Annotated in this window: 23 protein-coding genes; 14 read left to right on the forward strand and 9 right to left on the reverse strand. The window is 64.1% G+C overall.

Translation table 11 applies throughout. The features are described from left to right. Nucleotides 1-37: 37 nt before the first annotated feature. From WHT83_RS18460 to WHT83_RS18495, 8 genes are all read left to right on the forward strand, one after another. Nucleotides 38-445, forward strand: a complete 408-nt coding sequence (locus WHT83_RS18460) for a hypothetical protein (RefSeq protein ID WP_406871995.1) — start codon at nucleotides 38-40, stop codon at nucleotides 443-445. A gap of 3 nt (nucleotides 446-448) precedes the next feature. Further along, complete coding sequence (locus WHT83_RS18465) at nucleotides 449-1,093, forward strand: Pr6Pr family membrane protein (protein ID WP_406871996.1); 645 nt, start codon at nucleotides 449-451, stop codon at nucleotides 1,091-1,093. A gap of 11 nt (nucleotides 1,094-1,104) precedes the next feature. After that, on the forward strand, nucleotides 1,105-3,330 hold the full coding sequence (purL, locus tag WHT83_RS18470; protein ID WP_406871997.1) for a phosphoribosylformylglycinamidine synthase subunit PurL: 2,226 nt from the start codon (nucleotides 1,105-1,107) through the stop codon (nucleotides 3,328-3,330). Nucleotides 3,331-3,344: 14 nt separating this feature from the next. Continuing rightward, complete coding sequence (locus WHT83_RS18475; RefSeq protein ID WP_108607858.1) at nucleotides 3,345-3,578, forward strand: BolA/IbaG family iron-sulfur metabolism protein; 234 nt, start codon at nucleotides 3,345-3,347, stop codon at nucleotides 3,576-3,578. Between the two features lie 21 nt (nucleotides 3,579-3,599). Next, complete coding sequence (locus WHT83_RS18480) at nucleotides 3,600-4,346, forward strand: class I SAM-dependent DNA methyltransferase (protein ID WP_406871998.1); 747 nt, start codon at nucleotides 3,600-3,602, stop codon at nucleotides 4,344-4,346. A gap of 70 nt (nucleotides 4,347-4,416) precedes the next feature. Next, entirely contained in the window at nucleotides 4,417-4,641 is a 225-nt protein-coding gene (locus WHT83_RS18485; RefSeq protein ID WP_183260686.1) for a hypothetical protein, read from the forward strand. A gap of 162 nt (nucleotides 4,642-4,803) precedes the next feature. Continuing rightward, the gene (grxD, locus tag WHT83_RS18490; RefSeq protein WP_108607855.1) at nucleotides 4,804-5,139 is read left to right on the forward strand and encodes a Grx4 family monothiol glutaredoxin; all 336 of its coding nucleotides are present in this window, start codon (nucleotides 4,804-4,806) and stop codon (nucleotides 5,137-5,139) included. A gap of 93 nt (nucleotides 5,140-5,232) precedes the next feature. Beyond that, nucleotides 5,233-6,498, forward strand: a complete 1,266-nt coding sequence (locus WHT83_RS18495; RefSeq protein WP_406871999.1) for a multidrug effflux MFS transporter — start codon at nucleotides 5,233-5,235, stop codon at nucleotides 6,496-6,498. Here WHT83_RS18495 and ttcA read toward each other — a convergent pair. From ttcA to hemP, 7 genes are all read right to left on the reverse strand, one after another. Further along, nucleotides 6,492-7,343, reverse strand: a complete 852-nt coding sequence (gene ttcA / locus WHT83_RS18500; protein WP_406872000.1) for a tRNA 2-thiocytidine(32) synthetase TtcA — start codon at nucleotides 7,341-7,343, stop codon at nucleotides 6,492-6,494. The two genes, WHT83_RS18495 and ttcA, sit on opposite strands and share 7 nt — an antisense overlap. 177 nt (nucleotides 7,344-7,520) lie before the next feature. Further along, the gene (locus tag WHT83_RS18505) at nucleotides 7,521-8,417 is read right to left on the reverse strand and encodes a VOC family protein (protein ID WP_406872001.1); all 897 of its coding nucleotides are present in this window, start codon (nucleotides 8,415-8,417) and stop codon (nucleotides 7,521-7,523) included. A 189-nt stretch (nucleotides 8,418-8,606) separates the two neighbouring features. Further along, on the reverse strand, nucleotides 8,607-9,398 hold the full coding sequence (locus tag WHT83_RS18510; protein WP_108607853.1) for a heme ABC transporter ATP-binding protein: 792 nt from the start codon (nucleotides 9,396-9,398) through the stop codon (nucleotides 8,607-8,609). 35 nt (nucleotides 9,399-9,433) lie between these two features. Next, a complete protein-coding gene (locus WHT83_RS18515; RefSeq protein ID WP_343061677.1) occupies nucleotides 9,434-10,543 on the reverse strand; it encodes an iron ABC transporter permease in 1,110 nt (369 codons plus the stop codon). A 10-nt stretch (nucleotides 10,544-10,553) separates the two neighbouring features. Then, on the reverse strand, nucleotides 10,554-11,459 hold the full coding sequence (locus tag WHT83_RS18520; RefSeq protein ID WP_406872002.1) for a hemin ABC transporter substrate-binding protein: 906 nt from the start codon (nucleotides 11,457-11,459) through the stop codon (nucleotides 10,554-10,556). 5 nt (nucleotides 11,460-11,464) lie between these two features. Continuing rightward, nucleotides 11,465-12,520 (reverse strand): hemin-degrading factor, encoded by a 1,056-nt coding sequence (locus tag WHT83_RS18525; protein WP_406872003.1) that lies wholly within the window; start codon nucleotides 12,518-12,520, stop codon nucleotides 11,465-11,467. Between the two features lie 9 nt (nucleotides 12,521-12,529). Then, on the reverse strand, nucleotides 12,530-12,754 hold the full coding sequence (hemP, locus tag WHT83_RS18530; protein ID WP_406872004.1) for a hemin uptake protein HemP: 225 nt from the start codon (nucleotides 12,752-12,754) through the stop codon (nucleotides 12,530-12,532). A 205-nt stretch (nucleotides 12,755-12,959) separates the two neighbouring features. Here hemP and WHT83_RS18535 point away from each other — a divergent pair, with 205 nt between their 5' ends. From WHT83_RS18535 to WHT83_RS18555, 5 genes are read left to right on the forward strand one after another with little or no spacing between them, the layout of a single operon-like run. Next, nucleotides 12,960-15,014, forward strand: coding sequence for a TonB-dependent receptor domain-containing protein (locus WHT83_RS18535; protein ID WP_406872005.1), 2,055 nt, complete (start codon nucleotides 12,960-12,962; stop codon nucleotides 15,012-15,014). Between the two features lie 46 nt (nucleotides 15,015-15,060). Then, complete coding sequence (locus WHT83_RS18540) at nucleotides 15,061-15,465, forward strand: hypothetical protein (RefSeq protein ID WP_406872006.1); 405 nt, start codon at nucleotides 15,061-15,063, stop codon at nucleotides 15,463-15,465. 59 nt (nucleotides 15,466-15,524) lie between these two features. After that, nucleotides 15,525-15,779 carry a hypothetical protein gene (locus tag WHT83_RS18545; protein WP_406872007.1) on the forward strand — a complete coding sequence of 85 codons (255 nt, stop codon included), beginning with the start codon at nucleotides 15,525-15,527 and terminating at the stop codon, nucleotides 15,777-15,779. An 11-nt stretch (nucleotides 15,780-15,790) separates the two neighbouring features. Next, nucleotides 15,791-16,105, forward strand: a complete 315-nt coding sequence (locus tag WHT83_RS18550; protein ID WP_406872008.1) for an antibiotic biosynthesis monooxygenase family protein — start codon at nucleotides 15,791-15,793, stop codon at nucleotides 16,103-16,105. 2 nt (nucleotides 16,106-16,107) lie between these two features. Further along, the gene (locus WHT83_RS18555; RefSeq protein WP_406872009.1) at nucleotides 16,108-16,479 is read left to right on the forward strand and encodes a bleomycin resistance protein; all 372 of its coding nucleotides are present in this window, start codon (nucleotides 16,108-16,110) and stop codon (nucleotides 16,477-16,479) included. A 17-nt stretch (nucleotides 16,480-16,496) separates the two neighbouring features. On the opposite strand, the gene putA is transcribed toward WHT83_RS18555, so the two are convergent. Beyond that, nucleotides 16,497-20,102: a bifunctional proline dehydrogenase/L-glutamate gamma-semialdehyde dehydrogenase PutA gene (gene putA, locus WHT83_RS18560; RefSeq protein WP_406872010.1), complete on the reverse strand. Its 3,606-nt coding sequence runs from the start codon at nucleotides 20,100-20,102 to the stop codon at nucleotides 16,497-16,499. Nucleotides 20,103-20,271: 169 nt separating this feature from the next. Here putA and WHT83_RS18565 point away from each other — a divergent pair, with 169 nt between their 5' ends. Then, on the forward strand, nucleotides 20,272-20,724 hold the full coding sequence (locus tag WHT83_RS18565) for an Lrp/AsnC ligand binding domain-containing protein (RefSeq protein WP_108607844.1): 453 nt from the start codon (nucleotides 20,272-20,274) through the stop codon (nucleotides 20,722-20,724). Here the strand turns inward: WHT83_RS18565 and WHT83_RS18570 are convergent, their stop codons facing one another. Further along, nucleotides 20,725-21,933, reverse strand: a complete 1,209-nt coding sequence (locus WHT83_RS18570; RefSeq protein WP_406872011.1) for a cytochrome-c peroxidase — start codon at nucleotides 21,931-21,933, stop codon at nucleotides 20,725-20,727. Nucleotide 21,934 lies beyond the last annotated feature (1 nt).

Here is a 21,934-nt window from a genome sequence, read left to right on the forward strand (position 1 = left end):
TCTCCAGTCATCCATCGCAAAAGGCGGGCATCGGCGAATGAAGTCACTCCGGATTCTGGCGGCAACAGCCGCTGTCATCGGCCTCGCCGCCTGCAACTCCGGCCCGAAGACACCAGCCCCCTCGGGCTCGGGCAAGAGCGCGTCGCTGCGCTCGATGGAACAGGTGGCCATCGCCGCGCACAGATGCTGGTTTGCCAGCAAGGACCCGGCCTTCAAGAAGTACCAGATGGCCAATGAACTCAACAACTTTGGCGGCACGCCGCGCTTCTTGCTGGTACCAGCCAAGCAATATGGCGCCCGCCCGCTGCTGGTGGTGCAGGCCCGTGGCGCCTCCAGCCAGGTCGAGGTGTTCGGCCCGCTGATGGACGAGGCGCTCGGCGCGCGTATCGGCTCCGACATCAACCGCTGGCGCACCGGCGACGCGTCCTGCGGCGGAACCGCCTGAGGCATGGCACGGTTCCTGCAATTTGCGGGTCTGGCGATCGGTCTGGTCGGCCTGATGCTGCAGTTTGCGATCACCATGCCGGCGTCGATTGCCGCTGGCCGCACCGTGCTCGGCTCGGCCGTGTTCTATTTCAGCTTCTTCACCATCCTGACCAATATCGGCGCTGTTCTGGTGTATCTGGCGGCGCTGCGCGACGCGAAATCCGGGCTGCTCGGCCTGTTTGCCGGCGCGCGCGCGCGTGGCGGCGTGGCCGTCGCCATTGCGCTGGTGATGATCGTCTACGTCACGATCCTGGCGCCGCTCTGGCAGCCTGAGGGCCTGTTCCTGCTCTGCGACGTGCTGCTGCACTACGTCACCCCGATCCTCTATCTCGCCTGGTGGTTGGCCGCCGGTGCGGACGGCTCGACCAGATGGAGCGACATCCCCTATTGGGTTGTCTATCCGGTGCTCTATCTTATCTATGCCCTGGCACGGGCGCCGATTGCGGGCGAGGTCCCCTACCCGTTCCTCGACATCGCCACCAAGGGTGCAACGAGCGTCGCGCTGACGTCGCTGATGATGACCCTGCTGTTTCTTGTGCTGTGCGTCATCGCGGTTGTTGCGGACCACGGCATTTCAAGCTTTAGGAAGGCCGTAAGGCCGAACTGACGGGAAAACCGATGACCATTCAGAACGACGTGAAGATCACCGGCGAACTCATCGCCTCGCACGGGCTCAAGCCGGACGAGTATCAGCGCATACTCGACCTTGTCGGGCGCGAGCCGAGCTTCACCGAGCTCGGCATCTTTTCGGCGATGTGGAACGAGCATTGCTCGTACAAATCCTCGAAGAAGTGGCTGCGCACGCTGCCCACCAAGGGCGACGTCGTCATCCAGGGCCCGGGCGAAAACGCCGGCGTGGTCGACATCGGCGACGGCGACTGCGTGGTCTTCAAGATGGAAAGCCACAACCACCCCTCATACATCGAGCCCTACCAGGGTGCTGCGACCGGCGTGGGCGGGATCCTGCGCGACGTCTTCACCATGGGCGCGCGGCCGGTGGCCTCCATGAACGCGCTGCGCTTCGGCGCGCCCGACCACCCCAAGACCCGCCACCTGGTGTCGGGCGTGGTTGCCGGCGTCGGCGGCTACGGCAATGCCTTCGGTGTGCCGACCGTCGGCGGCGAAGTCAATTTCGATGCCCGCTACAACGGCAACATCCTGGTCAATGCCTTTGCCGCGGGGCTCGCCAGGACCGATGGCATCTTCCTGTCGCAGGCCAAGGGCGTCGGCTTACCCGTGGTCTATCTCGGCGCCAAGACCGGACGTGACGGCGTCGGCGGCGCGACCATGGCTTCGGCCGAGTTCGACGACAAGATCGACGAGAAGCGCCCGACCGTTCAGGTCGGCGACCCGTTCACCGAAAAGTGCCTGCTCGAAGCCTGCCTCGAGCTGATGGCCTCGGGCGCCGTCATCGCCATCCAGGACATGGGCGCAGCTGGTCTCACCTGCTCTGCCGTCGAGATGGGCGCCAAGGGCGATCTCGGAATCGAGCTCGACCTCGACAAGGTGCCGGTGCGCGAAGAGCGCATGAGCGCCTACGAGATGATGCTGTCGGAAAGCCAGGAGCGCATGCTCATGGTGCTGCGGCCCGAAAAGGAAGAAGAAGCCGAGGCGATCTTCGTCAAGTGGGGCCTCGACTTCGCCATCGTCGGCAAGACCACCGACGACCTGCGCTTCCGCGTCCTCCACCAGGGCAAGGAAGTCGCCAACCTGCCGATCAAGGAACTTGGCGACGAAGCGCCCGAATACGACCGCCCGTGGGTCGAGCCGACAGCGCGCGCGCCGCTGGCCGCAGAAGATGTGCCGCAGGCCGATGTCGCCGATGCGCTGCTGAAGATGCTGGACGGGCCCGACCTGTCGTCGCGCCGCTGGGTCTATGAGCAGTATGACACGATGATCCAGGGCAACTCGCTACAGCGCCCGGGCGGTGACGCCGGCGTGGTGCGCGTCGAGGGCCATGCCACCAAGGCGCTGGCGTTCTCGTCGGACGTGACGCCGCGCTATTGCGAGGCCGATCCTTACGAGGGCGGCAAGCAGGCGGTGGCCGAATGCTGGCGCAACCTGACGGCGACCGGTGCCCTGCCGCTGGCTGCAACAGACAATCTCAACTTCGGCAATCCCGAACGCCCCGAAATCATGGGCCAGTTCGTCAAGGCAGTGTCTGGTATCGGCGATGCCTGCCGCGCGCTCGGCTTCCCGATCGTTTCGGGCAACGTGTCGCTGTACAACGAGACCAATGGCCAGGGCATCCTGCCTACGCCGACCATCGGCGGTGTCGGCCTCATCGACGACTGGTCGAAGATGGCCAAGGCCTGTTTTGCCCGTGAAGGCGAAGTGATCCTGCTGGTCGGCGGCCCGGCCCAGTGGGGCAGCCACCTCGCGCAGTCGATCTACATGCGCGACGTGCACGGCCGCACCGACGGCCCACCGCCGGCAGTCGACCTCGAGCACGAGAAGAAGGCCGGCGATTTCGTCCGCAAGCTGATCCGCAACGGCACGGCGACGGCGGTCCACGACCTGTCCGACGGCGGCCTGGCGGTGGCTCTGGCCGAAATGGCGATGGCTTCGGGCATCGGCGCCACTATTCCCGGCCTCAGCGGCACCAATCCGATCCCGGTGTTCTTCGGCGAAGACCAGGGCCGTTACCTGGTCACCGTCAAGCTTGACCCGAAGTCGGCCGAGATGCAGGAGTTGTGGAATGAAGCCAAGGCGCTCGGCATCCACGCTCCGTGGATCGGGACGACCGGCGGCAAGGAACTGAAGTTGGGCGAGGCACGGGCCGTGAGCGTGGACGAGTTGACCTCGGCTCACGAATCCTGGTTCCCTCGGTTCATGAATAACTGAGTAGGAATACCGACATGGCAATGGATGCCCACGACATCGAAAAACTGATCAAGGAAGGCATTCCGGACGCCAAGGTGACCATTCGCGACCTCGCCGGCGATGGCGACCACTATGCCGCCGAGGTCGTGTCTGAAAGCTTCCGCGGCAAGACCCGCGTGCAGCAGCACCAGATGGTCTACGATGCGCTGAAGGGCAATATGGGCGGCGTGCTGCATGCGCTCGCCCTGCAGACAAGCATTCCGGAGTAAGGCCGCCGGGCCTTGCCAACAATGTCGCGCCGCCCCGCCTCTCCCGAAAGCGAGCAGATTGCGCGGCGCGCCTATGGCTCCTTCGCCGAGCGGTATGACGCTGCCGCGCCGACCAAGCCGCACAATGCGCTCTACGAGCGACCGGCCTCGCTTTCGCTGTTGGGCGATGTTGCCGGACTCGACGTGGTCGACGCCGGCTGTGGCTCCGGTATCTGCACGGAGAAGCTGGCCCGCAGCGGTGCTCGAGTCCGCGCCTTCGACGTCACGCCCGAAATGCTCGATTTGGCACGGAAGCGTTGCGCCGGTCTCGACGTCGATATCCGCGAAGGCGACCTGGGCAAGCCGCTCGACTGGCTTTCCAGCGACGGCGCGGACGCGATCCTGTGCTCGCTGGCGCTGGACTATGTCGAGGACCTCAAGCCGGTATTCGCCGAGTTCCACCGGACTGCACGACCGGGAGGCCACCTTGTCTTTTCGATGGGCCATCCGATGCGCGATTGGGCCGATCTCCGCGCACGTGGTGACGCCAACTACTTCGCCACCAATCTCTGGGGCCTGCATTGGGGCGGCTTCGGCCTTCCCAACCCGTATGTCGAGTCCTACCGACGCCCTTTGCAGGACATATTGAATGGCTTGGCCGATGCCGGCTGGCGGCTCGATCGCTTTGTCGAACCACTGCCCGTCGCGGAAATGGAAGCGGCAGACCCCGAGCATTTCGAAGAATTGAACTTCTCGCCCGCCTTCATCTGCGTGCGGGCAATCAAGTAGCCGTCTCGACATCGGCCGGGCGGTCTTTTATTCATCGGCCAGTCCAATCCGAGAACCTGCGAGCCAGCCCATGTCCTTCATTTCCGATCTTGTCGAAGGCGTCGTCGACGGTGCGCTGAAGGACATCCTGAAAAAGACCACAGGCACGTCGAAGCGGACCCGCAGGCGCAAGCGCACGACGTCGACCAGCTCGGCGACGCTGCGCCAGATCGAGAAGCTTTTGAGGCCAGCCAAGAAGCAAACGAGCCGCAAGCGCACGGTACGGTCGAGATCGAAGGTTCGGCGCCGCGCCTAGCTTGCAGAACAGCGGCGCAATTGCCCGAGTGCCCGCATCCTGGTTTTCGGGTCGACAAGCCGCTTGGAAAGCTCGACTCTTGAACCACATAGTAGCAAGTGCTAGCAGTCTAACGAACATTGCCGGAACGTCACTCCGGCCAGATTTGAGGTTTAGGTCGCCATGAGCGGAATCAACGAATACATCGATAGCGAAGTGAAGAGCCAGGATGTCGTGGTTTTCATGAAGGGCACGCCCGGTTTTCCGCAATGCGGCTTTTCCGGCCAGGTCGCGCAGATTCTCGACTATCTCGGTGTCGACTATAAGGGCGTCAACGTCCTGACCTCGAACGAACTTCGCCAGGGCATCAAGGACTATTCCAACTGGCCGACGATCCCGCAGCTTTACGTCAAGGGCGAGTTCGTGGGCGGCTGCGACATCATCCGCGAGATGTTCCAGGCCGGCGAATTGCAGTCGTTCCTTCAGGAGAAGGGCGTCAGCGTCAAGGGCGCCGCCTGACCTAAAAAGTACCGGCTCCGGCCTGTTCCGGGGTCCCATTTGTGGCAAATGCGCCGGCTTGCCGGCGCATTTCCGTTTGAATTGGATTCCTCAATGGAACAGAAAGTCTCCCCGAGCGCCCAGCAGGGCGTATTCCCGATTCCGCGTTGGGAATTCATCGCACTCGCCGCAGCCCTGATGGCCGTGAATGCGCTGGCAATAGACATCATGCTACCCGGCCTTCAGGAGATCGGCGCCAGCCTCGGTGTCGAGAACGAAAACCACCGGCAGTATGTGGTCACCGCCTATTTCGCCGGCCTCGCGCTCGCGCTGCTCGGCTACGGCCCGATCTCCGACCGCTTCGGCCGGCGTGCGCCGCTGATGTTCGGCCTGGGCGTCTATGTGCTCGCGGCCTTCGCTGCGGCCTTCGCCCCAACCTTCGAGACCTTGCTGGCCCTGCGCTTCGTCCAGGGTGTCGGCGCTGCTTCGACCCGGGTAATCGCCGCCTCGATCATCCGCGACCGCTTCGGCGGGCGGCAGATGGCCGAGATCATGTCACTTGTCTTCATGGTGTTCATGATCGTTCCGGTCGTGGCGCCGGGCATTGGCCAGATCATCATGCTGTTTGCGGAATGGCACATGATCTTCATCGTCATGGCGCTTTCGGCAATGGCCATCATGCTGTGGGCGGCAATCCGCCTGCCGGAAACGATGCACCCTGAAGACCGGCGGCCGCTGTCCTTGCTGTCGGTGGCACAAGCCTTCCGTACCGTGCTGACCACGCGCATGTCGCTATGGTACACGCTCGCCTCGATGGTCGTCTTCGGCTCGCTGTTCGGCTTCATCAATTCGGCACAGCAGGTCTATGTCGGCATCTACGGCCTTGGCGTCTGGTTCCCGGTCGTCTTCGCGGCAATTGCCGGCATGATGTCGCTGTCGTCGTTCCTCAACTCACGACTGGTGGTGCGTCTCGGCATGCGGCGACTGTCGCATGGCGCGCTGATCGGCTTCCTGCTGGTGAGCGCCGTCTGGTTCGCCTGGTCGCTGACGGGACCGGTGCCGTTTGCAGTCTTCATCGTGCTGTTTGCGCTGGCAATGTTCCAGTTCGGCTGGATCGGCTCGAACTTCAACTCCATCGCCATGGAACCGCTCGGCCACATCGCCGGTACGGCCTCGTCGGTCCAGGGCTTCATGCAAACGATGGGCGGCGGGCTGATCGGCGCCGCGATCGGCCAGTCGTTCGACGGCACGACCATGCCCCTGGCGGCCGGGTTTTGCGGTGTGGCTGCATTTGGCCTCGTGATGGTGCTTATCGCCGAACGCGGTAAGCTGTTCCGCGGCCAGCATGACGTCAAGCCGGTCGTGACCGACGTTCACTGAGCCGGCGACAGGCTCGCAAAGTCGAACAGCTTGCGGTCGAGCAGGTGCGACGGGCGCGTGTTGGCAAGCGCCCGCAGCATCGTGTCCTTGCGGCCCGGCATGCGCTTTTCGATGTCGTCGAGCATCGCCTTCATGGCGTTGCGCTGAAGCCCTTCCTGGCTGCCGCACAGGTCGCACGGGATGATCGGGAACTTCATGCCGTCGGCGAACTTGGCCATGTCGGCCTCGGCGCAGAAGGCGAGCGGTCGCAGCACCATGACGTCGCCCTCGTCGTTCATCAGCTTCGGCGGCATGGCGGCGAGCCGGCCGCCATGGAACATGTTCATGAAGAAGGTCTCGAGGATATCCTCGCGGTGGTGGCCGAGCACCAGCGACGAACAGCCCTCCTCCCGCGCGATGCGGTAAAGATGGCCACGCCTGAGCCGCGAGCACAGCGAACAATAGGTGTTGCCCTCGGCGATCTTGTCGGTGACCACCGAGTAGGTGTCGCGGTACTCGATGCGGTGGGCGATGCCGTTGGCGTTGAGATAGTCCGGCAGCACGTTCTTGGGGAAGTTCGGCTGGCCCTGGTCGAGGTTGCAGGCGAGCAGGTCGACCGGCAGCAGGCCCCGCCATTTGAGATCGAGCAGGACCGCCAGCAGCCCGTAGGAATCCTTGCCGCCCGACAGCGCCACCAGCCAGCGCTCGCCGGGCTTTGCCATGGCATAGTCCTCGATCGCCTGGCGGGTCAGTCTGAGCAGCCGCTTGCGCAGCTTGTTGAACTCCACCGAAGACGGCGCATCACGGTAGAGCGGAAAGGAAATCCCTTCCGGCTCGGACAGCGCGTCCTGTTCGTGAATGCCCATCGGGGTTCGTCCTTCAATTCTAGTGCGGTGCCGTCATTGTGGCACACGCCATTGAAGGGGGATATTTCGTAAAAACAGCTGGGGCGCAAGACGCACTGCCAGCAGCGTCTATACGAAAAGAGCGGCCGTTGCCGGCCGCTCTCGCTGTTCGCGCTATTTCTCGACTTGGATCGTCGATCAGCCCGGCAGTCCGGGAACGGTACGAATGACGGTGCCCCAGGCGTCCTCGCGGCTGGTTTCCGTCGTGGCGTCGGCCGAGCGCATTTCAACCCAGGCAAGCCCGGTGCGCGACAAGTCGCGCTTGCCTGCGCGCGGGCTCTGCCAGGAATTGGCGCCGATATGGTGATGGTAGCCGCCCGACGACAGGAACACGGCGCTGCTGCCGTATTTAGCCACCGTGTCGAAGCCGAACTCCTTGTTCCACCATTCCGCTGCAAGCGCCGGATCGCCCACCCGCAGATGGACGTGGCCGACGATGCTGTTGTCGGGCGCCCCCTGCCAGCCGGCGTCGCCGGCATCTGCCACGATCGAACCAATGTCCAGTTGCTCGGTTGCCATGTCGACCTGCGAGCCGGTCCATTTCCAGCGCTCATGCGGCCTGTCGGAATAGATTTCGATGCCGTTGCCCTCGGGATCGGTGAGATAAAGCGCCTCGCTGACAAGGTGGTCGGATGCGCCGTCAACCGGGATGCGCTTGTCGATGGCATGCTTGATCCAGCGCCCGAGGTCCGCACGTGTCGGCAGCAGGAACGCAGTGTGGAACAGGCCCGCGCTGCGCGGGTCGTCCGGCTGCGCCGCCTTGTCGGCCTCGATGTCGAGCAGCGCCCTGCTTCCGGCACCAAGCGTGATTGTCTCGCCGTCGCGGCCAAGCTCCTGCAGGCCGACGACGTCGCGATAGAAATTCGCCAGCGCCACGGCGTCGCGCGCCTTCAGGCCGACGCGGGAAACGCTGATCGGCGTCGTCGCGGCAAAGGGAATGTTGCTCATCTTGGGCTCCGTGCGGCCAACGCCTGCGGTTGCTCCCAGTGCAAGGAGTGCAGCGCTGCCCACCAGTTTGCGACGTGTCAGTTCCAAAATCCATTCTCCGGCCAACACGGCTGTTGCGATTTTGGATAGATCGGCCGGAACCAGCGTTCACACAAGACGGCAAAGACCGAACACGGCGTTCACCGTTTCGATATCAAGCGCTGGGTATAGTCCGGTCGTTGCCGTGACCGGCGGCCATCAAGCCGGCATCGGCTGAGCTGACGAGGTATGTGAAGTTCAGGCGGCAGCCGACTGCGGCAGCACGAAAGGTACATTGGCTGCAGGCACGGCACCGACACGCAGGCGGCAGCCGAAAACCTTCTCGATCAGATCGTCGCTCAGCACCTCTTGCGGCGAACCTGCTGCGGCCAACCTGCCCCGATGCATGACGCAAATCTGATCGGCATACATAGCCGTCAGATTGAGGTCGTGCAGGATGGCGACCACCCCGCCGCCACGCCGCGCGAAATCGCGGGCGATGTTCATGATGATCAGCTGGTGCTTGATGTCGAGGCTGGATACCGGCTCGTCGAGGAACAGGTAGCGTGCCTGACCGTCCAGCACGGGTGCCCACACCTGGCACAAAACGCGGGCGAGTTGCACGCGCTGCTGCTCGCCGCCGGAGAGCTCCTGGTAATACCGGCCGGCAAAACCCTCGAGATCGACACGCGCCAGCGCCCGCTCGGGAAGCCGGCCGTCCTCGCCGCGCAACACGCCCGACCTGCCGCCGGTCACGCCGAGCTTAACGATCTCGCGGACGGTGAAGGGGAAGGAAAGCGCAGTCGACTGCGGCAGCACGGCGCGTATGCCAGCTGCCTCCCATGGCTTGAGCGAGACGGCGTTACGGCCGTTGAGCGAAACGTCGCCGGTATAGGCGAGCTCGCCCGTCAGCGCCTTCAGGAAGGTCGTCTTGCCGGAGCCGTTGGGTCCGACGATCGCCGCCAGTTCGCCTGGGCGGACGGTGAAATCGACATCACTGACGATGCGCTTGCTGCCGATGGACACTGAAACCTGGCGCGCTTCGATCATCTTATTACCCTTACAATGCCTCTGCGGCGACGCCGTCAAAGATCGACGATGCCGCGCTTGCGCAGCAGTATCCACAGGAAGAACGGGCCGCCGACGGCAGCCGTGACGATGCCGATCGGCAGTTCAGCGGGTGCCACGATGGTGCGGCTGACGGCATCCGCGAGCAGCAGCAGGCAGGCGCCCAGAAGCGCGGAAGCCGGCAGTAGGTAGCGGTTGTCCGGGCCGATCGCCAGGCGCAGCAGATGCGGCACGACGATGCCGATGAAGCCGATGCCGCCGCTGACCGCCACCGAGGCGCCGATGGCCGCCGAGACGGCTACGATCGCCACATATTTCAGCCGTTGTACCGGAACACCGAGATGGCTAGCCGTCGCCTCGCCCAGCGCCAGGGCGTTGAGGCCCTTGGCCATGAACGGCGTTGCAGCAAGCGCAAGCGCGATGATCGGCCCTGCGGCGGCGATCTTCAGCCACGTCGCTCCGGCGAGCGAGCCAAGCTGCCAGAAGGTCAGGTCGCGCAGCTGCCGGTCGTCGGCCATGTAGACGAGGATGCCGGTCAGCGCGATCGCCATCGCACCAAGTGCAATGCCGGCCAGCAGCATGGTGGCGATCGACGTGCGGCCCTGCCGCGTCGCGACGTTATAGAGGATAATCGTCGTAACAAGGCCACCGGCAAAGGCGGCGAGCGGCAGCGCGTAGCTGCCCAGCAGCGCCGTGAACGGCGCAAGAAATGTTCCGCCCAGCACGATCACCGACACCGCGCCGAGGCCCGCACCTGCGGACACGCCGACCAGGCCGGGATCGGCGAGCGGGTTGCGGAACAGGCCTTGCATCACCGCTCCGGAAACGGCGAGCGCCGCGCCCACCAGCATGCCCAGAATGACCCGCGGCAGGCGAATGTCATAGACGATGATGCTGTCGCGCGCCGACAAGGCCTCCTGGCCGGGCACAGCACCGAACAGCCAGTTGCCGACGAGACCCAGTGCCGAAGCGTCGGACGCGCCCCAGGTCAGGCTGACCAGCGCCGTCACCACCAGGGCCACCGTCAAAGCGCCAATGACGAACAACGCCCTGCCCGAGCGGTCGCCACTGACGTAGCGGTCGCCCTGGTTCACGCCGGCCACGCCGGCGATCGTTTCATCCACCACAGCGTCGACCTTATTTCTTGACCGCGTCGCCATAGAGCGCAACGGCCAGATCCTTCACGGCGCCGGCAGTGCGCGGGCCGAAGCCGAGCAGGTAGGCGCCGTCCATGCGGATGACTTGCTTGTTCTGGCCGGCCGGCGTCGATGCGATCGCCGGATGAGCATAGAGGTCGGCATTGTCGATGGCGAGCTCACCTTCGCGGTCCATCATCAGGATGATGTCGGGCTTGGCGGTGATCGCTGCTTCGTCGGTCAGTTGCTTGTAGCCGGAGAAGCCTTCGACAGCATTGACCCCGCCGGCCAAGGCGATGATGCCGTCGGCCGCGGTGCTGTTGCCCGACGCAAGGATCTTGCCGCCCTGCAGGCTCAGGATGAACAGCACGCGCTTGCGCTCGCCCTGTGGAATGGCCTTGGTCAGCGCTTCGGCGTCGCTGAGCTGCTTGTCGACATCGGTCGCAAGCGCTTCAGCCTTGGCATCGGCGCCGAGCGCCTTGCCGACGATACGGATCTTGTCGACAATGCCCTGGTGGGTGAAGCCTTCTGGAACGGAAATGAAGGGAACGCTCGCCTTTTTCAGGACATCGAGCGCCTCCTTCGGCCCGCTGCCCTCAAGCGCCAGGATGCCCGACGGATTGACCGACAGGACGCCTTCAGGCGACAGCTGGCGCATGTAGCCGACGTCGGGAAGCTTCAATGCCGCTTCGGGATAGACGCTCGTTGAGTCGCGCGCGACCAATGCGCCCTGCTCGCCGAGCGCATAGACGATCTCGGTGATCGAGCCGCCGACCGCGGCGACCCGCGAGCGATCTGGCAGCACGTCTGCTCCTTCGGCAGACATGCCTGCGACAGTCGTCGCAAGCAGGACCGAAAAGCCTAACGCTACCGCACGCGCCAGCGAGTGGGTAATCGACATCGCCATCCTCCTTACGCCGCGCTCTGCTGCGGGGCGCTGGGCAATTGCTGGACAAGGTTGCGCCAATCCTCGCGCTCGCCCTGGCCTTCCTTCCGCTTGCCGAAGAACTGGATGATCATCTCGCCGTTGGCGTCATAGGCCTCGATCGAGGTGACGTGCCCATCCGTGTTCGGCTTGCGCACCGCCCAGAGCTCCTGGACGTGATCGAGCCTGAGGTGCAGGTGGAAGGTCTCGTCGAGCACGTTGATCCACGGCCCCATCGGCTTGATGTTCTTCACCGGCCCCGAGTGGATCTGGATGCAGCCATGATTGCCGACGAAGCACATGATCGGCTGCTCGCTCGCCGCGGCCTGATTGAACATGGTCGGCAGCGCTTCCCTGTCGAGCGTCCAGGCATAGTCGCGACCAACCATGCGCATGGCCTGCTGGCGTCCGAGCTTGAGCGAGCGCAGGATGCCGAAGAACTGATGCACGTCGGTCATCGTGCTCCAGCGCTGCCGCAATTCGTCGACACTCGCCGAGCCGTCATTGGCCGGCTTCTCGGCGACCGAAGGAACGATGGCGATCGCCGGATCCTGGTTGTCGGTGCCCAGCGTCTCCACCAGCTTCCGAAAGGCGCTGAGATTGGACGTGGGGCGCAGATGCACCTTGTGCACAGCCGTGCCCGCTGCATCGAAGAACTGCAGGCTGCGGCGGATTTCATCGCCGTCGCGTTTCTCGACGGCAAAGCCATGGGCCCACGCGTTCGGGAAAATGCGCAGGTCGATGTTTTCGCTCAGCACCATTGATGCCTGCTTGCCCGGCACGACCTTGTCGTAGATGCCGATCTTCTCGTGCACGGCGCTTTCGTTGCGGGTCAGCGCCATGACTTCGCCGACCGCCTCGAGGCCTGCAAGAAAATCCGCGACGCGCGGTTCGATGCGAACGACACCCTCGCCGCAATGCGCGGCGACCAGTTCAGCTTCGGAAACGCCGAGCTGGCTGGCGAGGTCGCGCTCGCGCATCTTCGGGTTGTCGGTTCGCGCCCGCCTGATTTCGGTTGGGTTGGGCCTTACGCGCTGGTCCATTTGAAACACCTACTTGTTGAGAATGAGTTTGCCCTGTCGGGTAATCTTCAGGCGGTAGAGCGAACCGCCATGGTCGATGCCGATCTCGAAATCGCCGAGAAACAGCGAATCGCTGGTCAGCGTCCTGACCGCCAGCGAACCGGTGATGGGGCGTGCCGCAACCTGGCCTTCCGGCCGGCGGTATCCGTGGCGAAATTGCCCGGAACGGAAATGGTTCGGATTGTGCGAATTCATCTCATTGCACTCCTTTGTCCGTTCGCCGCGCCGGACCAGCCCGTCGAGGCCATGATGTGCAAATCTATTAGTTGACTCACACATTCATGTTTACTAGTCAGTGCAATACCGGAGTGACTTAGTCAAGATTTAAGACGCACCGGGCAGGCGAAAAATGCAAGCGAGCGCGACGCGAGCCAGCACGGGACATTTTTGGAGTTGGGACATGGGGCTGGTTGCTCGGAACAAGGCTGCTCTTTTGGGCGGAGCGGCGATGGCGTTGCTGGTGGGACTGCACGCCGCCAATGCGCAGGAAGCGCAAACGAATGAACAGGATAAGAAAGGCCGCGTAACGATATTGCAGCGGCTGATCTTTGGTGCGGGCGCTGAAAAGGTGGCAATCGACACGCCCCAGTCGGTTTCCGTCATCAACCAGGAAGACATCGACCAGAAGCAGGCCGAAACCATCGGCGAACTGGTCAAGACCATACCCGGCGTTAACGTGTCCGGCTCGGACCGTACGCTTGGCCAGACCTTCAACATCCGCGGCATCGGTGGCCCCGAAAGCGGTGGCGAAGAAGGCCGCATCATCGTCAATGTCGATGGCGCGACCAAGTTCTACGAGCAGTACCGCATGGGCGGCCTGTTCACCGACACGGAACTCTACAAGCGCGTCGAAGTGCTGCGCGGGCCGGCGTCATCGACGCTCTATGGCTCCGGCGCGCTGGGTGGCGTGATCAACTTCACCACCAAGGATGCATCCGACTTCCTGGCCGACGGCCAGAAGGGCGCACTGCGGCTGAAGACCGCATTCGATTCGAATTCAGAAGGCGCCTTGGGCTCGGCCATCCTGGCGACCCGGCTGAACGACAATTTCGAGGTCCTGGCTGCGGGCAACTACCGCTACGCCAATGCGTATACCTCAGGCGATGGCACCGAAATCCCCGGTTCGGAGATCGGCGCGCCGTCAGGCCTGCTCAAGGGAACCTACCGCTTCGGCGATAACAACGAGCAGGCGCTGCGCGCCTCCTACATGCATTGGCAGACCGACGAGGACGACCAATACTACAACCAGACCGGCATCGACGTTCCGCCCGGCTTCGGCACTGTCGATCGCAAGGTCACCGACAAGACGGCGATCATCTCCTATGAGAACCCGGCCTCGGACAATCCCTGGCTCGACCTCAAGGTACAGGCCTCCTTCTCAGACACGGTCAACGACCAGTCGGATGCGACCCTGGCCTCGCTCAATCGCACGTTCGGCTACAAGACCTATCAGTTCAACATCCAGAACACCTTCGACTATGAAGGCGACAATTTCATCAACCATCTGACGGTCGGCTCGCAGAGCAACTACCAGGAGCGCACCACGCTGAAGTCGCTGTCCGGCACGCACCCACAGGGCGAGCGCACCGGCACAGGCGCCTTTGTGCAGAACGAGTTCATCTGGGACGAGCGCCTGACGCTCATCGCTGGTGCACGCCTTGATTGGCAAAGGCTAGAGCCGACCGACATCGCAGCTGCCACGGCCAAGGATCACACGGCCTTCTCGCCCAAAATCGCAGCGCACTACAAGCTCAACGACACGTTCGCGGTGTTCGGTTCGATCGCCCACACGGAACGCGTGCCGACCATCGACGAAGTTTTCGATACGGCGCAGATCGGAAGACCCGACCTCAAGAAGGAGCTGTCGAACAACTATGAAGCGGGCGTCGCTGTCTCGCTCTACGATCTGGCCCAGCAGGGCGATGCCCTGCAGTTGAAGACCACGGGCTTCTACAATGACATCACCGACCTGATCACCGACAACGGCCGTCTTGCCAATCCGCGCTTCACCAACATCGGCCATGCCCGCATCTACGGCGCCGAGGTCGAGCTGGGCTACGATTCGGACTATGTGTTCGGCAATGTCGCCTACTCCTATGTGATCGGCGAAGACCTGCTCAACGACACCGCGCTGAACACCGTGGCGCCGCACGAATTTGCCTTCACGGTCGGCGATCGCATGCCCGATCGCGATCTGTCCTTCGGCTGGACGAGCCGCTTCGTGGCCGGGCAGGATCGGGTCAGCGAACTGCCCAACATGCGCCTGCCTACGCCATCCTTTTCCACACACGACATCTTCCTGACCTGGAAGCCGCAGGATGGAGTGCTGAAGGGGTTCGAGACCAACTTCCGCGTCGACAACATCTTCAACGAACAGTACCGCGAGTTCCTCTCGGGCACGGCCGGCAAGGGCCGCACCTTCAAGCTCACCCTCGCCAAGCAGCTGGATTGGTGAGGCGATGACCAGACGAGCAAGGAACGGCCGTCCTCTGACCGCGGCTATGGTTGTTCTGCTCGCGGCAGCGGGCTCGGCGGGCGCGCAAAGCGCTCCGCCGGCCCCTGCCCTGGTGCTCGAACTCAACGCGGCGCAGCCCTCCGACAAGGGCTGCCGCTTCACCTTCGTGGTGACCAACAATCTCGGCGCCGAACTGTCCAAGGCGGCGTTCGAGATCGCGCTGTTCAACGACGCGGGCGTGGTCGACCGTTTGACCGTGCTCGACTTCAAGGAACTGCCGGCCGGCAAGACCAAGGTCACGCGCTTCGACCTGTCGGGCACCGACTGCACCAAGGTTAGCCGCGTACTGATCAACCAGGCTACCGATTGCACCGGTCCCGGCATTGCCGGTGCCGCCTGCCTCAAGTCACTGCGCACCGAATCCAAATCCGGCATCGCCTTCGGGATCTGAGAACAGCCTTGCCGAAACTCCCGTCATCTGGCGCAAGACGCATCGAAAGGCACAGGCGCATGCTCGGACTGAACAAATTCGATCAGATGGTGAAACGCCCGGGCGACGGCCTGCTGCCGGAAATGCGCGAGCTTTTCGAACGGCTGGCGAGCATCAGGGCAAGCGCCAACGTCACCGAACTGGCAGACTATCGCGATCAGTCGAGAAGTCAGTCCGGGCCAAACCCGGCTGTGGCCGCGGAAAGGTCCGCTCCCAATGTCGTGTCGCTACGCAGCGTTCAATACAAGTTACAAGCGCAACGAAAGACCCGTTGAAAGGAAATACCATGTACATCGCAATGAACCGCTTCAAGGTACAGAACGGCTCCGAGACGGCCTTCGAGGACGTCTGGAAGAACCGCGATTCTTCGCTCAACGAGATGAAGGGCTTCCGCGAGTTCCATCTCCTGCGCGGGCCGGTCAACGAGGCCGAGGGCTACACACTCTACGCTTCGCATACGGTATGGGCCAGCCAGGATGACTTCGTCGCCTGGACCAAGTCGGAGAACTTCCGCGCCGCCCACAAGAACGCCGGTTCCTCCAGGGCGTCCTATGTCGGCCACCCGCAGTTCGAAGGTTTTTCGGTCGTCGACGGCGCCTGAACATGACCGACCTCGCCCGCAGCATCCCGGTACTGCCCTCGCCCGACATACGGGAGAGCCGCGATTTCTATCGCGACAGGCTCGGTTTCGAGGTCATCGGGCCTGAAATGAACGACTACCTGATCGTCCGTCGCGGCGAGATCGAGATCCATTTCTGGAGATCGGACGACCGCAAGCTGCCTGAGGTGTCGTCCTGCTACATCAGGGGCGGCGAAGTGCCGGCGCTCCACGCAGAGTTTCTGGCCCGCGGGATCCAGAAGCTCAGCGATTTTGCCGTTCGGCCGTGGAACATGAAGGAATTCTACATCCACGATCCGCACGGCAATCTTTTGCGTTTCGGCTGCGCGCCGGAAGAGATCGAGGGGCAGGCCTAGGCCTGCCCCTTTTCGTTTCAGGCGGACGCCAGCAGGCTGGCATTGCCGCCTGCCGCGGTGGTGTCGACGCAAACGGCGCGTTCATGGGCATAGGCGGCGGGATAGATCACCTCGCTCACCAGCGGCACGATCGGCCCCTTGCGCTCCGCGATCACCTTGCGGACGATGCGCATGCTCTCTTCCGTACCCGAATAGGCGACGACATCGACAGCCAGCGCACGGGTCTCGACCGGATCGGGCCGGCCATCGATCGCCGCGATCGGCAAGCCCTTGCCGAGCAGCGGCTGGAGCGCCGCCGGCGCGCCGGGAGCAACCGCCAGAACCGCATTGCCGGCAGCAAGCGCCTGGGTCGCCTGGGCCAGAAGCGTATCGGCGTCAGGCCCGAGGCAGAGAACGCGGCCGCGCGGGTTGAGCGACAAGGTATTCGCCTCGCCCGTCGGTCCGGGCAGGTCGACCTGGCCGAAGTCGATGCTCGCCGCGGCGGCAATCGCAGCCGCGCCCTTGCCGCGCAGGTGCTTGCGCAGGATGGCGATGCGATCGGGGCGCGTTGCCCATTCGCCGGCATCGACGAGGTTGTCGACCAGTTCCGTCGCCGTGACCTTGTGGCCCTCCGGCAAAACGGTGCCTGCTTCCGGCGCCTTGCGGAAGCGCCTGAGATAGTGCGGGCCGCCCGCCTTGGGGCCGGTGCCCGACAGCCCCTCGCCGCCAAAGGGCTGCGAGCCGACGACGGCGCCGATCTGGTTGCGGTTGACGTAGATGTTGCCGGCATGGATGCGGTCGACCATGTGCTGGACGCGGCCCTCGATACGCGTGTGCAGGCCGAAGGTCAGGCCGTAGCCCTTGCGGTTGATCGCCGAGATGACGCTGTCGAGTTCATCGGCCTCAAAGGTCGCGACATGCAGCACCGGGCCGAACACCTCGCGCTCCATTTCCTCGATGCCCTTCACGCGGAAGACATGCGGCGCGACGAAACGGCCGTCGGCAGGCGCATCCAGCTTGGCGATGAGCTTGCCCTTGGCTTCCATCTTCGCGCAGTAATCGCGGATCGATGTCTGCGCTTCCTCGTCGATGACGGGACCGACATCGGTCGACAGCTGCCATGGATCGCCGACGGTCAGCGCATCCATCGCGCCCTTCAGCATCTCGACCATCTTCTTTTCGACGTCGGTCTGGACATAAAGCACGCGCAGCGCTGAGCAGCGCTGGCCGGCACTCTGGAACGACGAGGCCAGCACGTCGCGGATCGCCTGCTCGGGCAATGCGGTGGAATCGACGATCATCGCGTTGAGGCCGCCGGTCTCGGCGATCAGCATCGCATCGGGGGCCGCGGTCTCGGCCAACTGCTTCTCGATCAGCTTGGCAACCTCGGTCGAGCCAGTGAAGCAGACACCCGCAATGCGCGGATCGGCGGTCAGCGGCGCGCCGACATTGGGGCCGTCGCCGGGCAAAAGCTGGATCACGTCTTCCGGCACGCCGGCTTCGCGCATCAAGGCGACCGCGCGGGCGGCGATCAGCGGCGTCTGTTCGGCGGGCTTGGCGATGACCGAATTGCCGGTGACGAGTGCCGCCGCGATCTGGCCGGTGAAGATGGCGAGCGGGAAATTCCACGGTGAAATGCAGACGATGGCGCCGCGCGCCTCGGTGCCGGCCTCGGCTTTCTCACCTTCGGCGGCGTAGTAGCGCAGGAAGTCGACAGCCTCGCGCACCTCGGCCACGCCGTCAGCCAGCGACTTGCCGGCCTCGCGAGTAGCAAGTGCAAAGAACTCGGCAGCATTCGCCTCGTAGAGATCAGCGGCACGGCGCAGGATCGCGGCGCGTTCGGCCACCGGCTTCTTGGCCCAGGCTGGCTGCGCCTCGATGGCGAAGCGCACGGCCGTAGGCACCTGCTTGGCCGCGGCCTCGGTCACGGTGCCGACGATGTCGCCCGGCTTGGCCGGGTTGATGACCTTGCGCGACGCGCCATAGCCGGCGGCACGGGTAACCGGTTTCGCCGTCCACCTGTCGGGGCCCTTGAAGCTGTCCTTGGCCTTGTCGAGCGCGGCCAGGGTCACCGTGTCGGTGATGTCCCAGCCCTTGGCGTTCTTGCGGCCGGCGCCGAAGATCGCCGCAGGAACCGGGATCGACGGATTGGAGGCGGGCCCTTGCATCTCCACGGTGTCGAGGGGATCGCGGGCGATATCCTCCGGCGCCACGTCCTCGTCGGTCAACTGATGCACGAAGGACGAATTGGCGCCGTTTTCGAGCAGGCGGCGGACGAGATAGGCGAGCAGGTCGGAATGCGCGCCGACCGGCGCGTAGATGCGGCAGCGCGTGCCCTCGGCTTTGCGAACGGTCTCGTGCAGCGCCTCGCCCATGCCGTGCAGGCGCTGGAATTCGAAAGACGTGCGATCGTTTGCCATCGACAGGATGGCGGCCACCGTATGCGCATTGTGTGTGGCGAACTGCGGATAGATGCGGTCCGTCATCGACAGCAGCTTGCGGGCGCAGGCCATGTAGGAGACGTCGGTGTTGGCCTTGCGCGTGAACACCGGATAGCCCGGCAGGCCGAGCGCCTGGGCCCGCTTGATCTCGGTGTCCCAATAGGCGCCCTTGACCAGGCGCACCATGATGTTGCGGTCGAGCTTGTTGGCAAGCGCGTAGAGCCAGTCGATGGCGAAGGCCGTGCGCGGCCCGTAGGCCTGCACGACGACGCCGAACCCGTTCCAGCCTTCGAGTTGCGGATCGGCCAGAACGCGCTCGATCACGTCGAGCGACAGATCCAGGCGATCGGCCTCCTCGGCGTCGATGTTGAGGCCCATGCGGGCGTGCTTGGCGGCAAGGCACAGCGACAAAAGCCGCTCGGCCATCACCGGCAGCATCTCGTCCCGGTGCGAGACCTCGTAGCGCGGGTGCAGCGCCGAAAGCTTGACCGAGATGCCGTGGTTGTAGCGGATGTCGGGGCCGTTGGTGCCGTTGTCGAGCGACGAGATCGCTTCGGCATAGGCGCGATGATAGCGCAGCGCGTCGGCTTCGGTACGGGCGGCCTCGCCCAGCATGTCGAAGGAATAGAGATAGCCCTTCTGGATCATCGAGCGGCCACGCTTGACCGCCTCGGCGATGGTGCGGCCCAGCACGAACTGCTCGCCCATTTCGCGCATTGCCGCCGCGACCGCCGTGCGGATGACCGGCTCGCCGAGGCGGCGGACCATCGAACGCAGCGTACGTTCGATCGACCCCTCGCCCTCGTCGAGCACGCGGCCGGTGAGCATCAGCGCCCAGGTCGACGCGTTGACGAAAATCGAGCTCGAGCCACCCGAATGCGACGACCAGTCGTGCGGCGCGATCTTGTCCTTGATCAGGTCGTCCATGGTTTCGGTATCGGGCACGCGCAACAGCGCTTCGGCCAGGCACATTAGCGCCACGCCTTCCTTGGTCGAAAGGCCGTAGGCGGAGAGGAAAACCTCCATCAGCCGCGGGTCGGTCGAGCCGCGTACTGCGCGCACGAGGTCGGCGGCGCGGGCGGAAATCGCCTTGCGGTCTTCAACCGAAAGATTGGCGGTTGCCGAAAGCCTTTTCAGCGCCTCGGCTTCGTCGGGGAGGTAGTTGGCGCGGATTTCCTGGCGGATGGCGTCGAGCGCGAGCATGATGTTCCTGTCGAGCGGTTGAGGCTGTGCCCGGCGGGAAACTCGCTGCCGAGCCTTTTGTCGAAAACTAGCACAACACCCAAGATATAGCCGGTCCAAACAATTCGACTTTGCAGCTCAAATCGTCTACGAATTTGCCAGCCCACCATTCATCAAAGCTGCCATTTCGATGACTGAAGACCATTTGGACCGCATCGACCGCAACATCATGTTCGCACTGTCGCGCGACGGCCGCCTGTCGATGGCAGAGCTTGCCACAAAAGTCGGACTTTCCAAGACCCCGGTGCAGGCAAGGGTCAAGCGGCTGGAAAAAGATGGCTACATCAAGGGCTATCAGGCGGTGATCGACAGCGAGCGCATGGGCGAAGGCCACGTTGCCTTCGTCCAGGTCAAGCTGTCGGATACCCGCTCGGCCGCGCTCGACGATTTCAACCGGGCGGTGCACGCCGTGCGCGAGATCGAGCAGTGCCACATGATGGCGGCGAGCTTCGACTACCTGCTCAAGGTGCGCACCAAAGACATCGCCGCCTACCGACGCGTGCTAGGCGAACGCATCTCCGCCCTGCCCCATGTTGCCCAGACGTCGACGTTTGTGGCGATGGAAACGGTCAAGGACCGCTGATCAGTCCGACAGCGTCTTGAGAAACGCCAAAAGGGCGGCGCGCTCACGGTCGGAGAGCTGGAGCGGGTGGATTTCCGTCTCGCCTTCCACGCTCGCTTGAGCCCTAACGTAGTGGTCGACCACCTGCTCGAGCGTAGCGAACTGGCCGGCATGCATGTAGGGCGGCCGATCCGCCACGCCGCGCAGCGAAGGCGTCTTGTAGGCTCGGACCAGTTCCGGCGAGCTCTTCTGCATGAAGCGCAGTTCGCCGCACGCCTCCTCGCCGCCGTCGCGCAATCTTCCGAGACAGTTGAAGGGATCGGCCCGCACCTCGTCGACGACCGCGATGCGGCCCCGGTCGACGGGCAGGCCGGCGACGGGAGGAACGCCCGTATTGTGGAAGTGGTTGTCGGTGAAACGCGGCCCGGTGTGGCATGTCGAGCAATTGGCCTTGCCGATGAACAGTCGCAGGCCGGCCTCCTCTTCCTCGGAGAGCACTGCATCGCCTGCCGGTGCGGTGCCCTTGGCAAGAGCATCGGCGAACCGGTCGAAGCGCGTCGGCGCATGGACCAGCGAGCGTTCGAATGCCGCCATCGCCTTGCCGATGTCGGCGAAGACAAGATCGACGCCATCGCGCTGCTGAACCGTCATCGCCCTCCACGCCGCCTGCTCCGCCGGCGTGCCGAACGGCCCGGCGCTTGCGGGCAGCCCGTCGAGGTCAGGCAAAGGCCGAAAGATCCGCTCGTAACGCTCGCCAAAGCGACGCTTGATGTAATGCGCATAAGAGGTGCGTGTACCGGCGTGCTCCAACGGATTCTCGAGCGGCACCAACGCCTGCGACCACAGGCTGTCGCGGCGGCCGTCCCAGAAGAAGAATGGATCGCGCGCCACGCCCGCCAGCGGCATCGTGCGCCGATTGGTCTGCGCCACTCCGATGCCGCGCGGCAGATCGTCCTGGAACTGGCGGTCGATCTTGTGGCAGGTGCCGCAGGCCACATTGCCGTCGCGGCTCATCCCGGTGTCGAAGAACAGCGTGGCGCCAAGGGCCGCGGCTCCGGGATCGTCGGCAAAACGGTTGGTGGGGTCCGCGGGCAGAGGCGCCAAAGCCGAAAGCGCCATCGACGCTATCGTGCGCTTTTCCGCGTCGGTGAAATCGGCATCGGTGCAGCCCGCCATCGCAGCAGCAAGCGCTGCTGCCGCAATGATGTTGGTGAGCAGCCGGCCCTTCATC

Source organism: Aminobacter sp. P9b, from assembly GCF_045345995.1.
Taxonomy (GTDB): domain Bacteria; phylum Pseudomonadota; class Alphaproteobacteria; order Rhizobiales; family Rhizobiaceae; genus Aminobacter; species Aminobacter niigataensis.

Bases quoted from the DNA above. Each gene is read 5' to 3' on its own strand.
- WHT83_RS18460 (WP_406871995.1), top strand. From the start codon at position 38: ATGAAGTCACTCCGGATTCTGGCGGCAACAGCCGCTGTCATCGGCCTC.
- WHT83_RS18465 (WP_406871996.1), top strand. From the start codon at position 449: ATGGCACGGTTCCTGCAATTTGCGGGTCTGGCGATCGGTCTGGTCGGC.
- purL (WP_406871997.1), top strand. From the start codon at position 1,105: ATGACCATTCAGAACGACGTGAAGATCACCGGCGAACTCATCGCCTCG.
- WHT83_RS18475 (WP_108607858.1), top strand. From the start codon at position 3,345: ATGGCAATGGATGCCCACGACATCGAAAAACTGATCAAGGAAGGCATT.
- WHT83_RS18480 (WP_406871998.1), top strand. From the start codon at position 3,600: ATGTCGCGCCGCCCCGCCTCTCCCGAAAGCGAGCAGATTGCGCGGCGC.
- WHT83_RS18485 (WP_183260686.1), top strand. From the start codon at position 4,417: ATGTCCTTCATTTCCGATCTTGTCGAAGGCGTCGTCGACGGTGCGCTG.
- grxD (WP_108607855.1), top strand. From the start codon at position 4,804: ATGAGCGGAATCAACGAATACATCGATAGCGAAGTGAAGAGCCAGGAT.
- WHT83_RS18495 (WP_406871999.1), top strand. From the start codon at position 5,233: ATGGAACAGAAAGTCTCCCCGAGCGCCCAGCAGGGCGTATTCCCGATT.
- ttcA (WP_406872000.1), bottom strand. From the start codon at position 7,343: ATGGGCATTCACGAACAGGACGCGCTGTCCGAGCCGGAAGGGATTTCC.
- WHT83_RS18510 (WP_108607853.1), bottom strand. From the start codon at position 9,398: ATGATCGAAGCGCGCCAGGTTTCAGTGTCCATCGGCAGCAAGCGCATC.
- WHT83_RS18520 (WP_406872002.1), bottom strand. From the start codon at position 11,459: ATGGCGATGTCGATTACCCACTCGCTGGCGCGTGCGGTAGCGTTAGGC.
- WHT83_RS18525 (WP_406872003.1), bottom strand. From the start codon at position 12,520: ATGGACCAGCGCGTAAGGCCCAACCCAACCGAAATCAGGCGGGCGCGA.
- hemP (WP_406872004.1), bottom strand. From the start codon at position 12,754: ATGAATTCGCACAATCCGAACCATTTCCGTTCCGGGCAATTTCGCCAC.
- WHT83_RS18535 (WP_406872005.1), top strand. From the start codon at position 12,960: ATGGGGCTGGTTGCTCGGAACAAGGCTGCTCTTTTGGGCGGAGCGGCG.
- WHT83_RS18540 (WP_406872006.1), top strand. From the start codon at position 15,061: ATGGTTGTTCTGCTCGCGGCAGCGGGCTCGGCGGGCGCGCAAAGCGCT.
- WHT83_RS18545 (WP_406872007.1), top strand. From the start codon at position 15,525: ATGCTCGGACTGAACAAATTCGATCAGATGGTGAAACGCCCGGGCGAC.
- WHT83_RS18550 (WP_406872008.1), top strand. From the start codon at position 15,791: ATGTACATCGCAATGAACCGCTTCAAGGTACAGAACGGCTCCGAGACG.
- WHT83_RS18555 (WP_406872009.1), top strand. From the start codon at position 16,108: ATGACCGACCTCGCCCGCAGCATCCCGGTACTGCCCTCGCCCGACATA.
- putA (WP_406872010.1), bottom strand. From the start codon at position 20,102: ATGCTCGCGCTCGACGCCATCCGCCAGGAAATCCGCGCCAACTACCTC.
- WHT83_RS18565 (WP_108607844.1), top strand. From the start codon at position 20,272: ATGACTGAAGACCATTTGGACCGCATCGACCGCAACATCATGTTCGCA.
- WHT83_RS18570 (WP_406872011.1), bottom strand. From the start codon at position 21,933: ATGAAGGGCCGGCTGCTCACCAACATCATTGCGGCAGCAGCGCTTGCT.